The 13,647-nt window shown below is 35.6% G+C and carries 13 protein-coding genes; 11 read left to right on the forward strand and 2 right to left on the reverse strand.

Annotation, left to right across the window (positions count from 1 at the left end):
• Nucleotides 1-167: 167 nt before the first annotated feature.
• The 4 genes from I5M32_RS08790 to I5M32_RS08805 all read left to right on the forward strand — a co-directional run bounded on the left by I5M32_RS08790 (nt 168) and on the right by I5M32_RS08805 (nt 3,856).
• Nucleotides 168-389, forward strand: a complete 222-nt coding sequence (locus tag I5M32_RS08790) for a hypothetical protein (RefSeq protein WP_234461911.1) — start codon at nt 168-170, stop codon at nt 387-389.
• A gap of 395 nt (nt 390-784) precedes the next feature.
• Complete coding sequence (locus I5M32_RS08795; protein ID WP_200585863.1) at nt 785-2,947, forward strand: peptidase domain-containing ABC transporter; 2,163 nt, start codon at nt 785-787, stop codon at nt 2,945-2,947.
• A 142-nt stretch (nt 2,948-3,089) separates the two neighbouring features.
• Nucleotides 3,090-3,296: a hypothetical protein gene (locus I5M32_RS08800; protein ID WP_200585864.1), complete on the forward strand. Its 207-nt coding sequence runs from the start codon at nt 3,090-3,092 to the stop codon at nt 3,294-3,296.
• A gap of 53 nt (nt 3,297-3,349) precedes the next feature.
• Complete coding sequence (locus tag I5M32_RS08805) at nt 3,350-3,856, forward strand: CPBP family intramembrane glutamic endopeptidase (RefSeq protein ID WP_200585865.1); 507 nt, start codon at nt 3,350-3,352, stop codon at nt 3,854-3,856.
• Nucleotides 3,857-4,014: 158 nt separating this feature from the next.
• Here I5M32_RS08805 and I5M32_RS08810 read toward each other — a convergent pair whose 3' ends face one another.
• Nucleotides 4,015-5,640 (reverse strand): S41 family peptidase, encoded by a 1,626-nt coding sequence (locus I5M32_RS08810; RefSeq protein ID WP_200585866.1) that lies wholly within the window; start codon nt 5,638-5,640, stop codon nt 4,015-4,017.
• 287 nt (nt 5,641-5,927) lie between these two features.
• Here I5M32_RS08810 and I5M32_RS08815 point away from each other — a divergent pair, with 287 nt between their 5' ends.
• The 3 genes from I5M32_RS08815 to I5M32_RS08825 are packed head-to-tail and all read left to right on the forward strand — an operon-like array spanning nt 5,928 to nt 7,721.
• Nucleotides 5,928-6,320 carry a VOC family protein gene (locus tag I5M32_RS08815; protein ID WP_200585867.1) on the forward strand — a complete coding sequence of 131 codons (393 nt, stop codon included), beginning with the start codon at nt 5,928-5,930 and terminating at the stop codon, nt 6,318-6,320.
• An 11-nt stretch (nt 6,321-6,331) separates the two neighbouring features.
• Nucleotides 6,332-7,150: an N-acetylmuramic acid 6-phosphate etherase gene (gene murQ, locus I5M32_RS08820; RefSeq protein WP_200585868.1), complete on the forward strand. Its 819-nt coding sequence runs from the start codon at nt 6,332-6,334 to the stop codon at nt 7,148-7,150.
• Nucleotides 7,151-7,154: 4 nt separating this feature from the next.
• On the forward strand, nt 7,155-7,721 hold the full coding sequence (locus I5M32_RS08825) for a hypothetical protein (protein ID WP_200585869.1): 567 nt from the start codon (nt 7,155-7,157) through the stop codon (nt 7,719-7,721).
• A gap of 342 nt (nt 7,722-8,063) precedes the next feature.
• On the opposite strand, the gene I5M32_RS08830 is transcribed toward I5M32_RS08825, so the two are convergent.
• Nucleotides 8,064-9,131, reverse strand: a complete 1,068-nt coding sequence (locus I5M32_RS08830; protein ID WP_200585870.1) for a PA0069 family radical SAM protein — start codon at nt 9,129-9,131, stop codon at nt 8,064-8,066.
• A gap of 532 nt (nt 9,132-9,663) precedes the next feature.
• On the opposite strand from I5M32_RS08830, the gene pyrH reads away from it, so the two are divergent.
• The 4 genes from pyrH to I5M32_RS08850 all read left to right on the forward strand — a co-directional run bounded on the left by pyrH (nt 9,664) and on the right by I5M32_RS08850 (nt 13,020).
• Nucleotides 9,664-10,368, forward strand: a complete 705-nt coding sequence (gene pyrH, locus I5M32_RS08835) for a UMP kinase (RefSeq protein ID WP_200585871.1) — start codon at nt 9,664-9,666, stop codon at nt 10,366-10,368.
• Between the two features lie 18 nt (nt 10,369-10,386).
• Nucleotides 10,387-10,950, forward strand: a complete 564-nt coding sequence (gene frr / locus I5M32_RS08840) for a ribosome recycling factor (RefSeq protein WP_200585872.1) — start codon at nt 10,387-10,389, stop codon at nt 10,948-10,950.
• 98 nt (nt 10,951-11,048) lie between these two features.
• Nucleotides 11,049-12,815 carry an ABC transporter ATP-binding protein gene (locus I5M32_RS08845; RefSeq protein WP_200585873.1) on the forward strand — a complete coding sequence of 589 codons (1,767 nt, stop codon included), beginning with the start codon at nt 11,049-11,051 and terminating at the stop codon, nt 12,813-12,815.
• A 16-nt stretch (nt 12,816-12,831) separates the two neighbouring features.
• On the forward strand, nt 12,832-13,020 hold the full coding sequence (locus tag I5M32_RS08850; RefSeq protein WP_200585874.1) for a PLDc N-terminal domain-containing protein: 189 nt from the start codon (nt 12,832-12,834) through the stop codon (nt 13,018-13,020).
• Nucleotides 13,021-13,647: the final 627 nt, after the last annotated feature.

Raw genomic sequence — 13,647 nt, forward strand, 5'->3', positions numbered from 1 at the left:
ATACTCTGGTCAGTTTCTAACGGAATGACTGGCCAGTTTAAATCGGAATAGGGTGGTCAACTTCATCGGAATCTCCAGATATTGGGCTGATAAGAAAAGGACAGGATGTACGCTTTAATATTGATGCCTTCAATTACAACCAGTGGGGCTTTGTTACGGGCAAAGTGATGGATATTTCTGATGATATTTTAATGGCGGATAAACAACCCGTTTTTAAAGTAAAATGCAGTTTAGACCAAGGATTTTTAAAACTAAAAAATGGCTATAAAGGGAAACTAAAAAAAGGGATGACATTCAATGCAAGGTTTATGGTTACAGAAAGAAGTTTATACCAACTGCTTTATGATAAGGTAGATGATTGGGTAAACCCTAATTTGGCAAGTAATTGAATTACAAGGATTTTATCATTTTGGTCCGCCGTCATGTCAAGGATACGAGACCTGTCCGATTGTACAGGCGGGCATCTCATATATAGGTTTCCGTTCAATATGGCTGCTTTGCAAATTGGATATGCGAATGAGATGCTGAAATAAATTCAGCATGACGATGGCCAAGAGCCGTATCGTGTTGGAGGATGATGAAACATTTCATTTAAACCAATATGAAATGACATTAAGTTTTAGGGCTTACCAACAGTATGATTAGGTGCCGCCCTGAGTGGAGACGAAAGGGGGTAAGATGGGCTGTATGCTTCCACTTCGCTCAGCATGGCAAACGCGGCAAAGCATGAACAAACTCTAAACCTTAAACCATCAACCATTTGCCCCAAAACCTCCACAAAAAAATGAGCATCAAGATAAAACAAAGAGACATTACCGATTGTGGTGCGGCTTGTTTGGCATCCATCGCCTCGCATTATAAACTGAAATTACCCGTTGCCCGCATCCGCCAAATGGCAGGTACGGATAAAAAAGGAACCAATGTTTTGGGTATGATTGAGGCTGCCCAAAAACTGGGTTTTGAGGCAAAAGGCGTAAAAGGTCCGTTCGAAAGTTTGTTTAAAATTCCTTTGCCAGCCATTGCCCATGTAGTTGTAAAAGAGGTTTTACAACATTATGTGGTAATTTATAAAGTTACCAAGCAATACGTAGAACTTATGGATCCTGCGGATGGGCAGATCCACAAAAAAAGCCATGAAGAATTTAAAATGGAATGGACAGGCGTATTGATTCTTTTATTGCCAGATGATGGTTTTAAAATGGGTAACGAGAAAGTCTCCATTAATGCCCGGTTTTGGAGTTTGATCAAACCGCACAGATCCATTTTGTTGCAAGCTATTTTTGGTGCGGTGGTTTACACCGTTTTAGGTTTGTCAACCTCTATTTTTGTTCAGAAAATTGTGGATTTTGTATTGGTAGATGGTAATAGAAACCTGTTGAACCTGATGGGTTGTGTGATGGTGGTTTTGTTGTTAGTACAATTATTTATTGGTACCGCAAAAACCATTCTTACCATCCGTACAGGGCAAATGATAGATGCAAACCTCATTTTGGGTTATTATAAGCACCTTTTAAAACTTCCGCAACAGTTTTTTGATACCATGCGGGTGGGCGAAATTATATCTAGGATTAATGATGCCGTAAAGATAAGGGCTTTTTTAAACGATGTGAGCATCAACTTTTTGCTCAACATTTTTATCCTGTTTTTTTCCTTCGCCTTGATGTTTACCTATTATTGGAAACTTGCCCTGGTTTTAATCGTGGTGATTCCTTTATATGCTTTGGTTTATTGGATCATCAACAAGCTCAATAAAAAAGTACAAAGAAAATTGATGGAAGATAGTGCAGAGTTGGAATCGCAATTGGTTGAGAGTTTGAACTCGATGAGTACTATTAAAAGATTTGGATTAGAGGAATTTGCTAACGATAAAACAGAGACGCGTTTTATCAAATTGTTAGGTACCGTTTATACCTCTAGTATGAATGCTGTTTTCGCCGGTACTTCATCGGAGTTTATATCCCGTATCATTACCATTATTTTACTATGGGTTGGCGCAGGTTTCGTTTTGGATAATGAGATAACGCCCGGCGAATTATTATCTTTTTATGCTTTAGTGGGCTATTTTACCAGCCCCGTTGCAGGGTTGATCGGTATGAACAAAACAGTGCAAGATGCGGTAATCGCTGCGGATAGGTTGTTCGAGATTTTGGATCTGGAGCAAGAAAAATCAGAAAACCAAATTGATTTAATGGTTGAAGATGTGGGGGACATACAGTTCAAGAATGTTTCTTTTAGGTATGGAACCAGGGTTCAGGTTTTCGATGATTTGAATTTGAATATCGCTAAGGGAAAATTCACAGCGATAGTTGGAGAAAGTGGATCTGGTAAAACAACTTTAATGTCTTTACTACAAAATATTTATCTGATTCAGAATGGTAAAATTACCATTGGCGAATATGATATCAGATACCTCAAAAATAATTCATTAAGAAAGTTAGTGTCTGTAGTTCCTCAAAAAATTGACTTATTTGCTGGAAATGTGATTGAAAATATTGCCGTTGGAGATGAAGAACCCGACATGAAAAAAATTATAGAGATTTGTAGTCAATTAGGAATCATCGAATTTATTGAAAGTTTGCCTAAAAGTTTTGAGACATATTTAGGAGAAAATGGCGCAACATTATCTGGCGGACAAAGACAACGGATTGCTATTGCAAGGGCATTATATCGTAACCCAGAGATTTTGATTTTAGACGAAGCCACATCATCATCATTGGATTCTAAATCAGAACAATACGTTCAAGAGGCGATTAATTATTTAAAAGAATCCAACAAAACAATCATCGTAATTGCCCATAGATTAAGTACGGTTTATCATGCCGATAAAATTATTGTTTTGGATAAGGGAAAAGTAATGGAACAAGGAAACCACCATGAGTTGATGATGAAGGAATCTTACTATTACAATTTATGGAAAGATGCTTTCCCGTCTTTAGAAAGTTTATGAAAAACGGTAAGTTTAAGTTACCGCTTTAGTTTTTTTGTTAAACTATATTTATTACTGTGTTTGGCCAACATAAAAAAGGGAACAACTTTGCCCTACCAAAGTGGTAATAGAAAGAAACTTAAAAAACTTAAATGTTAAAGAAATGAAAAATTTAGAATTGGAAAGTTTTGGTTTAGTAGAGATGAACCATGATGAAAAATTATCTTTATTTGGAGGTCAAGATCCAGCATCAGACTATCTTGGAGGTAAAGTAATCGATTGGCTTGTTGATGGATTATGGTGGGTGGCTAATAAAAATGCTGATTTAGAAGTTACAAGTAAACAAGGCTGGAAATATGAACATTTTTAAATAAAAAATTAATTAAGGATTAGGGCATCTAATCCTTTCTTATAAATTTTTTGATGGAGTTTCAAAAAAAACATAAATCTTTTTTAGCATCACTATATTTTATTTTGATGGCTTTATTAGTATCTAAAGCGATAGATTATTTGTTAAATGAAATATTTATTCATTTGGTAAGTAATTATAGTTTGGTGAAAGGAGGTTTTAAACCTAATTTTAAAAATATAAATCAAATTGTTAAGGCTGTATTCAAAGTCATTATATTTATACCATTAATAGAAACGGCTCTTTTTCAATATTTTATTATCAATCTTTTAAAAACTTCAGAAAGATTCGAAAAAAATGAAGTATTAATAATTATAATTTCTGCTTTTTTATTTGCACTTTCTCATTACTACAGTATTTATTATATCATTATCACATTTTTTGCAGGATGTATCCTCGCATATTCTTTTCTTGCATCTAAAAATTTTAAGATTAAACCTTTTTGGTTGGTATTTACGATTCATGCCTTGTTTAATCTCATTAGTTTTTTAGTAGAATTTTATCAGTATAGATATTCATGAAATAAAATTTCTAAAAAATATGTACCAAGTAATAATCTCAAATTATACGATTTAAAGGTTCTATGTATTTTATTTTAAAGATTCAATTTCATTAAAACACCAACATGGTAAACAAACTCAGCTTGTTTATATAGAAGTTTTATCTTTTTGCTTCAACCCTATTTCCTCAACTCTACCAAGGCCTTCTCCACAAAATCATCATCCTTGTTAAGCACCCTATAAAAACCTTCCTCATCAAAATAATACCTCGCTAACAAAGCTTTCATTTGGCTATCAATTAAAGGTTTAGAAAGCTGTGTTTCATTAAGTTTATAATCCACTTTATTAAAAGTACAGAAATTTAAAAAACCTTGATATTCTTTATCGCTGATTTTATATTTGATAGTAAAATCTGCTGCGTTAACAAATTGTTTTGGATTTATATGATTGATTAAAACATCATAAACATATTTGGTGATCAATCCTTTCTCATTTATTTTTTGATAGAAAGTACTGTACTTACTGGTGTCTAAAGGAATAAAAATATCTGGCATAATGCCACCTCCACCGTAAACTACCCTACCTTTTGCGGTTTTAAACTTTTGTTTTGGCAAAAAAGTACTATCGGTTAAGGCACTATCTAAAGAAGTATAATCGCCATGCTCAAACCTTTTATTTATTTCGTCTTTATAAACATCTTTTCCTTTGGTATATGATTTTTGGATAGATCTGCCAGATGTGGTATAATACCTGGCAATGGTCAAATTCATGGCCGATCCATCGTCAAAGCCAAATTGTTCTTGCACCAAGCCTTTGCCAAAAGAGCGCCTCCCTATTATTGTTGCCCTATCTAGATCTTGCAAGGCACCGGTTAATATCTCACTTGCCGATGCCGTTCCTTCATCTATCAAAACCGCCAAATTTCCTTTCTCAAACAAGCCATCTTTTGTAGAGGTATAATCTGTTCGGGGTTCATGCAAGCCCTTGGTATAAACGATCAACTTGCCATCTGGTAAAAACTGATCGGCCAATGCAGTTGCTGCGTTCAAATAGCCGCCGCCGTTTCCCCTTAAATCTAAAATCAGGCTTTTCATGCCGTTTTTCATCAATCGATCCAGGGCATCAGAAAAATCTTCTTCGGTGTTTGCACCAAACCTGCTAATTTTAATAAAACCTGTTTCTTTATCGATCAAAAAAGCAACATCAATACTGCTTACTACAATTTTATCCCTTGTAATATCAAAAAATAAAGGCTTGGGGCTGCCCTTGCGCTTTACCGTTACCTTTACGTTACTGCCGCTTTTTCCGCGTAGGCTATTCACTATGTTCTCGCTCAGTAATTTTTTGTCGGCCAGATTTTTATCGTTAACGGCGGTAATCTTATCTCCTTTTAACAGGCCAGCTTTAAACGAAGGCCCGTTTTCCCTTACGTGTGTAACAAAAAGCGTGTCGTTTAAAATGTAATACTCGATCCCGATCCCATCAAAGTTGCCTTCTAAACTCTCGTTCTGGTTTTTTGCTTGTACTGGTGGTAAATAAACCGTGTGAGGATCTAAACTATTTAAAATGTCATTAATGGCCAATTCTTGTAGCGAATCGGTATTAACAGAATCTACATAATTGTTCTTGATTACCTTCAATATGCGATCTAGTTTTTCTTTGGGCTGTAAAGAAATAGAAGGGAAGATCTTTAGCTCTCCATCGTTCTTTTTTTGCTGATAGGTTGCGCCCAAGATCATCCCGATTAAAACGGTAATGACAATAATTAAGGTGTTTCGAAGGGTGTTTTTGGGAAATCCGAACATTCAGCGCAAAATAACTAATTAATTGGCTCTTTTTTAGATGTTTTTATAATGTAACACTTAAAATATCTTTTTATTATTAACTTGATACAGCTGAGTTTAACTAATTGCTATTTCAAAATTTTTTAAGAGCGTTAAAGGTAGGAGTGTTAAAACGCCCTAATTCTTTTTAATAAAACTACTCATAAAACCATCTTATTAAAAACGCGATAGGTTTTAAATTTTTATATTGAACTAATTATTTCTTTTTGAAATAGTATTTTCTCAATTTTACTTCTCGATCTTAAGCCATGAAAAAATATAAGCCAGATAATTACAATGCGCTATCGCCCTATTTAATTGTTGATGATGCCCAAAAATTGGTAAGTCAATTAAAAACAATTTTTGATTGTGTAGAGTTAAGAAGGATGGATAGGGAGAATGGGAAAATTGCCCATTTAGAGTTAAAGTTTGAAGATTCTGTTTTAATGGTTAGCGATAGTTTAGAGGGCTATCCTGCATATAAAACCATGTTGCACATTTACGTTGCCGATGTTTTTGAGACTTTTGATAAAGCTATAAGAAACGGATGTAAGGCTATAGAAAAACCTGTTAATAAAAAGGGCGATCCTGATACAAGGGGTGCTTTTTATGATCTAGCAGGTAATTATTGGGCAATCGGCACCCAAACACATCCATCCTAAAAATTAAAAAAATGGTAAAACAAACCACAGAGCAAGATTCTAATTATGATGATTTAGAAAATAAATCGGTACATGAAATCTTAAACGATATTAACAAAGAAGACCAATCGGTTGCAAAATCGGTAGAGAAAGTGCTGCCAAAAATAGAAGCTTTGGTAAATGCAGCCATAGAGAAAATGGCAAGTGGGGGCAGGTTGTTTTATATTGGGGCGGGCACAAGTGGAAGGTTGGGCGTGGTTGATGCCTCTGAATGCCCACCAACTTTTGGTGTCCCGTTTGATTGGGTAGTGGGGATCATTGCCGGTGGCGATAGTGCCATTAGAAAGGCCGTAGAATTTGCCGAAGATGATGATCAGCAAGCTTGGAAAGATCTACAGCAGTTTAACGTAAACCCAAACGATGTTTTGATCGGCATTGCAGCCTCTGGCAGAACGCCCTACGTAATTGGCGGCCTAAAAAAAGCGAATGAACTTGGGCTGATAACAGGTTGCGTTGTTTGCAATGCAGATAGCCAGGTAGCGGCAACCGCAAAGTTCCCGATAGAGGTTATTGTTGGGCCAGAATATGTTACGGGATCTACGAGGATGAAAGCCGGTACCGCCCAAAAATTGGTTTTGAACATGATCAGTACCTCCGTAATGATAAAATTGGGGAAAGTGAAGGGAAATAAAATGGTTGATATGCAATTAACCAACCACAAATTAGTTAATAGAGGAACTAATATGGTAATGGAAGAGACCGGTTTAGAGAAAGAAAAAGCCGCAGAGCTATTACAAAAATATGGAAGCGTTAGAAAAGCGGTGGAAGCTTTTTTGGCAACATTACAATAAATTTATGCATGAAATAGAGCCTTACTATAAATGGAGAGACGATTATATTGCCGCAGAAGACGACCGCTCTCCATTTTACAATACAGAATACAACGAGTTTGGTTACGATAAGCAAATCTATAACTATCTGATACACCCACAATGGGATTTTTTTGGCTCCAACACCCTATATGTCAAAATCTTGTTTGTTGATTATGAACTCTCTTATGCCATTATTGAGCTTATCGGCGAATGGAACGATGCCATTGACAATGATATTATGTTGCTGAAAAGGGAGATTTTAGAATCCATCGTTCATGAAGGGATCGATAAATTTATTCTGATCGGTGAAAACGTTTTGAACTTTCATTCATCTGACGATTGTTACTATGAAGAATGGTTCCAAGAAATTGAAGACGGTTGGATCGCCGGGATCAACTTTAGGGAACACGTTATCGATGAGTTTAAATCTAACAATATCGATTATTATATCAATTTTGGTGGTGAGCTGGACGAAATGAACTGGCGACAATTAAAGCCTTTACAGCTCTATCAAAAGGTAGAAAGTTTATTGGTTAAAAGATTGGGGTAATTAGTAAAAGCTTCTTTTCTAAAAAATAGAAATAGCATAAATAATTATCGAATATTTTATTCAAATTATTATAAAAGAGAAGTTTACATTTTTAGTTGGGCGTTCGGGCGGGCTATCCTTGCCCGTTCCATTCAGGCGGGCGTTATATCTTTTTTGTCTTATTCTTCGGTTCCGCTCAGAATGACAAGAAAGCCTGCCCGAAAAACAGGCGGGGATACCACTACTATCCCTAACGCACTTTACTGAATAAAAAACATCGACTAAATAATCAGTTAGGATAGATGTCACCCGCTGGAGGGAATTTAGGTGGTTAATTATTAAAAAGATTTTTCGATTTATCATTCAAAACAACTTCAACTGTTCTTCCCTTTTATGAAAATGAGCTAAAGACAATTGATGTAAATTAGGTTTTGGCATATATTTCTTAACCGCCAATTTAAAAAGCTGTCTAATCGCTTCCGCCTCATTTCCTTCTCCTTTCATCCTAGTTCCCCAGCGGCTGTCATTTAAACTGCCACCATGGCAAGCTGCAATTTGTCCCAATACTTTCTGTGCTCTATCAGGATAAGCTTTTAAGATCCAATCTTCAAAAATATCTGCAATTGCTCCGTTTAACCTTACTATGGTAAACCCTGCATCGGTAGCGCCGGCATTTGCTACAGCTTTAATTATATTTGGTATCTCATCGCTGTTTAAACCCGGTATAATGGGTGCAACCATTACCCTCACAGGAATATTTTTTTCAGCTAATTTTTCAATAACTTTTATTCTCACTTTTCCTGTTACCGTTCTTGGCTCTAGCTTTTGTCGCAATTCTTCATTTAACGAGGTCACACTTATGTTAATATGAATCAGGTCTAGCTTGTTCAATTCCTCCAGCAAATCTAAATCCCTCAAAATCAAACTGTTTTTGGTAATGATACTTACCGGATGTTTATATTTCAAAAAAACCTTTAATAGAGATTGTGTAATCTTAAATTTTCTTTCGGCTGGCTGATAACAATCTGTATTGCCAGAAAGCATGATAGGTTGCGGTTGGTAATTTTTATGATTGATTTGCTTTTCCAAAATTTCGGCAGCATCTGGTTTATAGATTATTTTTCTTTCGAAATCTAATCCGGCACTAAAACCCCAATATTCATGAGCGTTGCGGGCATAGCAATAAATACATCCATGTTCGCAACCTTGGTAAGGATTTATAGAATATAAAAAAGGAATATCAGGACTATTACTAACGCTAATAATTTTCTTCGGACTCTCTTTTATAAATTCTGTTAAAGAGTTTTCTAAAAAAGGCTCGTCTAAACCTTCTATATTTTCTGTAGAAAATTGGTGGCAATGAAATTTGTTATTGGGGTTACTTTGTGAACCTCTTCCTTTAAAATAAGAACCATTTTCTAAATCTTCCACAAGCCAAAAATACTAATTTTTTTAGTAAAGTAATCATTTATTTAGAAGAGCATAATAAGCCTAAGACCGTAATGATGCAAAAAATTAAACATGAAGGAGTGAAAAAAATTAAACATTAAGATTCAAAGCATTTAATCTTAATTACCACCCAACTCTGCGTACACTGCGCCCTCTGCGGTTAATTTGGTTATGTTTTCTGTGGAAATGCTTCGTGTTTAAAAAATATCTTCTACAGATTTTCGCTGATAACGACAGAAAAACTTTGCTTCATGCCTTCAAGGTCTTAAGATTAAAAATTAAGGAGTGAAGATAAAGTAATTAATATTTTATTTACACTCCACTTTTTTACTAATGGCTGGCTGCGATTAAAATTTTTTGTAAGATTTTGTGGTTTAGAAAAAATCAAATCTCAATTTCAGTCAGAATTTTCTATTTTTGTCAAAATCCTCAGAAATGAAATGCACCAGGGCAATAATTTATTCAAACCTCTCTGTAAACAGCATTTCTTTTCACTCCAAAAATATCCCAAAAAATGAAGTATAAAAGAATCCTTTTAAAATTGAGTGGCGAGTCTTTAATGGGCGAACAATCTTACGGTATAGATAATGCAAGGGTGTTACAATATGCAGAAGAGATAAAAGCCATACAAAAATTGGGGATAGAGGTTGCGGTGGTTGTTGGTGGTGGCAACATTTTTAGGGGATTAAGTGCAGAAAAATCTGGAATGGATAGGGCGCAGGCAGATTATATGGGAATGTTGGCAACCGTGATCAACGCCATGGCCTTGCAAAATGCTTTAGAAACTTTAGGGGTTTACACCAGATTGCTATCTGCCATAAAAATGGAGCAAATTTGCGAGCCTTATGTAAGAAGAAGGGCCATGCGCCATTTAGAAAAGGGGAGGGTGGTTATCTTTGGAGCAGGAACCGGTAACCCTTACTTTACAACAGATTCGGCAGCGGCATTAAGGGCCATAGAAATTAAGGCAGATGTGGTTTTAAAAGGTACAAGGGTTGATGGTATTTATACCGCCGATCCAGAAAAAGACCCAACAGCCACAAAATTTGATGCCCTTACCTTTGATGAAGTTTACGATAGGCAATTAAACGTGATGGATATGACCGCTTTTACTTTATGCGATGAAAACAATTTGCCTATTATTGTTTTTGATATGAACAAAGAAAACAACTTGATGAAATTGATACAGGGGGAGGCGATAGGCACTTTAGTAAAATAAAACAAGCAATTTAAAACCATGAACGAGTTTATAAAAATGGAATTAGATGAAGCGTCATCCAGTATGGGAAAAGCTTTAGCACATACTGATTCGGAATTCACTAAAATTAGGGCCGGCAAAGCAAGCGTTAATATGCTAGATGGGATAGCGGCAGATTATTACGGCGCTTCTACTCCTTTGCCACAGATAGCCAACATCAACACGCCAGATGCCCGCACCATAGTGGTACAACCTTGGGAAAAAAGCATGATCGGGCCAATAGAGAAAGCAATTATGGAAGCCAACATTGGGCTAAACCCACAAAACGATGGTCAGCTGATACGTTTAAACGTACCACCATTAACCGAAGAGCGTAGAAGAGATCTGGTTAAGAAGGTTAAAGAAGAAGCAGAAAGGGGCAAAATCACTATCCGTAACATTAGAAAGGCAACTAATGAAAGCATTAAAAAGCTAAAAAACGATGGTGCCTCTGAAGACGAGATAAAAGTAGGCGAGGTAGAAGTCCAAAAACTCACTGATGCCTTTATTGCCAAAGTGGATCAGCTAACAGAAACAAAAGAAAAAGATGTTATGACGGTTTAAAAGTCAAACAATGATCACAAATTAAGGGAATAGGTTAAATACTTGTTCCCTTTCTTATTTTTGGAAAGTTTATTAAATGGGGTGTTACAACATTTTAAATGAAAATACTAAAGAGATATTTACAAAATTATAAGGGGTTAATAGGCTTGGCATTGTTGTTTGCGGCCATCAATCAATGTTTTTCTTTGATAGACCCACATATTACCGGGCTTATTGTAGATGAGTTTATAGAGAAAAAAGATGCTTTATCTAACCATGAATTTACGCTAGGAGTTTTAAAACTGGTAGGCTTAGGCGTTGGGGCGGCCATGGTTTCTAGGATTGCCAAAAACTTTCAGGATTATTTTGCCAATATCATCACTCAAAAATTGGGTGCTAGCATGTATGCCGATGGTTTAGCGCATTCTTTAAAACTACCCTATCAAACTTTTGAAGATCAACGTAGCGGAGAAACTTTGGGTATTTTACAAAAAGTAAGGCTAGATTCTGAAAAATTTATTGTTGCATTTATCAACATACTTTTTACCAGTTTAGTAGGGATGATTTTTGTTACTATTTATTCATTAACAGTAAGTTATAAAGTTACTTTGGTTTACTTTGCTGCAATTCCTTTAATTTTTATCGTCAGCTGGACATTGTCTAAAAAGATAAAAGCCATCCAAAAGAAAATTGTTGGTGCAACTACATCTTTAGCGGGATCTACCACAGAATCTTTAAGAAACATAGAGTTGGTAAAAAGTTTAGGTTTGGCAAACCAAGAAATCAAGAGGCTTAACAATACCACCTACAAAATCTTAGACTTAGAGCTAAAGAAAGTAAAATACGTAAGGAGCATGAGTTTCTTGCAGGGCACTACGGTTAACCTGGTGAGAAGCTCTATGGTGGTTATTTTACTATTGTTGATCTTTCAAAATGATATTTCTGCGGGGCAATATTTCACTTTCTTGTTTTATTCTTTCTTTTTGTTTGGGCCGCTACAAGAATTTGGCAATATCATTTTAACCTATCGCGAAGCAGAGGCATCCTTAAATAATTTTGAATCTATTTTAAGCAGCCCTATTGAGGTTAAACCAAAAAAACCGGTAGCTACGGGTAATATTAAAGAACTGGTGTTTAACGAGGTAAGCTTTAAACACTTAACCGCAACAAGGAATGCGTTAAATGGCATCAGTTTTAAGGTTAAGCATGGCGAAACCATTGCTTTTGTAGGGCCCTCTGGTTCGGGAAAAACCACTTTGGTTAAATTGTTGGTTGGTCTTTACAATCCGGTTTTCGGGAAAATAAAATACAATGGTGTTGATAGTTTAGCCATTGATCTAGACGAATTAAGAGAACGGATCGGCTTTGTAACCCAAGATACGCAGCTATTTTCTGGTACTATAAGAGAAAACTTATTGTTTGTTAGGCCTGCTGCCACAGATGAGGAATGTATGGAAGTGTTAAAAAGAGCCGCTTGTGATTCTTTATTGGCCAGGGCATCGCATGGTTTAGATACGGTAATAGGGGAAGGCGGGGTAAAGGTTTCTGGTGGTGAGAAACAACGTTTATCCATTGCCAGATCCTTATTAAGAAAACCAAATATCTTGGTATTTGATGAGGCAACATCTGCCCTAGACTCCATCACGGAAGAAGAGATCACAGAAACCATTAGAAATGTTTCTGATCAATCTGATAGGATCACCATATTGATTGCCCACCGTTTATCAACCATCATGCATGCCGATAGGATTTTTGTTTTAGAAAAAGGGAATATCGTAGAGCAAGGGAAGCATCTACAATTGATAGAAGAAAAAGGACTATATTATGCCATGTGGAGACAACAAATAGGCGAGCGATACAGCCAAGAGGTTTCTGAAACCATATAAATCATTATTTTTGGGCATGAGTAAAATAACTTTAATTGGCCTGTTCTTTTTGCCATTGATCGTAAGCGTAATGGCGGTAAAGGATATTTTTGAAAATAAAGAGCTTAGCAACAATACCAAATTGATTTGGATTGTTTTGGTAATATTGATCCCCCTGTTTGGTGCGATAGCGTATTTCTTTTTTGGCAAACCAAAGAATGTTTGATTGTTTAAAGCATGATAATAGATCTTTAAATTTATCTTCTTAATATTAAAGTAAAATATTTTTGCGAAATAGGCAGAGATAAAACTCTTTGTAGCCCTGTTCTTAAAGCGGGGTTTAACGGCCAATCTAATCTTGTTGTTGTATTGCTTAATCTTGAAGAAAGTACTTTCTTAAAAGCGCAGATCAATGCTTTGATCCCAAATTCTGTTAAGAAGATATAAAAAAATTTGATCTGTTAGAAAAAGTAGCATAAGAGAGCGAGATTTTAAAACTTTCACTCGCCAAGCTTAGAAACCCATAATAGCTAAAAGATCTGTTTTATAATATTGGTATTTTGATCATCCATAAAATTTATTTGCATTCTAGAGATTGGCTTTTATCGGTTTGCTTTATGAAATTAAAGAAAGTGAGTATTGCTGCTGGTTACGTTAATTTAATCATAACATCATCAAGATCGGATAACTTAATTGAAAAACATAACCAAAATACGCTTTTGTTAAAACGATATAGTAACAGGCAATTAGAAAAGGTTTTATCCCCTTTAATAAATGGTTTTTTTATGTGGTCTAAATAGATTTAGTAATCTTAATTGAGCTATTTCTTGAGACATTTGACCCTAAAATTGAA

The sequence above is a fragment of the Pedobacter segetis genome, assembly GCF_016623585.1.
Taxonomy (GTDB): domain Bacteria; phylum Bacteroidota; class Bacteroidia; order Sphingobacteriales; family Sphingobacteriaceae; genus Pseudopedobacter; species Pseudopedobacter segetis.

Excerpts from the sequence above, each read along its gene's own strand:
- murQ (WP_200585868.1), top strand. The coding sequence starts at position 6,332 with ATGGTAAAACAAACCACAGAGCAAGATTCTAATTATGATGATTTAGAA.
- I5M32_RS08795 (WP_200585863.1), top strand. The coding sequence starts at position 785 with ATGAGCATCAAGATAAAACAAAGAGACATTACCGATTGTGGTGCGGCT.
- I5M32_RS08790 (WP_234461911.1), top strand. The coding sequence starts at position 168 with ATGGATATTTCTGATGATATTTTAATGGCGGATAAACAACCCGTTTTT.
- I5M32_RS08850 (WP_200585874.1), top strand. The coding sequence starts at position 12,832 with ATGAGTAAAATAACTTTAATTGGCCTGTTCTTTTTGCCATTGATCGTA.
- frr (WP_200585872.1), top strand. The coding sequence starts at position 10,387 with ATGAACGAGTTTATAAAAATGGAATTAGATGAAGCGTCATCCAGTATG.
- I5M32_RS08845 (WP_200585873.1), top strand. The coding sequence starts at position 11,049 with ATGAAAATACTAAAGAGATATTTACAAAATTATAAGGGGTTAATAGGC.
- I5M32_RS08805 (WP_200585865.1), top strand. The coding sequence starts at position 3,350 with ATGGAGTTTCAAAAAAAACATAAATCTTTTTTAGCATCACTATATTTT.
- I5M32_RS08800 (WP_200585864.1), top strand. The coding sequence starts at position 3,090 with ATGAAAAATTTAGAATTGGAAAGTTTTGGTTTAGTAGAGATGAACCAT.
- pyrH (WP_200585871.1), top strand. The coding sequence starts at position 9,664 with ATGAAGTATAAAAGAATCCTTTTAAAATTGAGTGGCGAGTCTTTAATG.
- I5M32_RS08810 (WP_200585866.1), bottom strand. The coding sequence starts at position 5,640 with ATGTTCGGATTTCCCAAAAACACCCTTCGAAACACCTTAATTATTGTC.
- I5M32_RS08815 (WP_200585867.1), top strand. The coding sequence starts at position 5,928 with ATGAAAAAATATAAGCCAGATAATTACAATGCGCTATCGCCCTATTTA.
- I5M32_RS08825 (WP_200585869.1), top strand. The coding sequence starts at position 7,155 with ATGCATGAAATAGAGCCTTACTATAAATGGAGAGACGATTATATTGCC.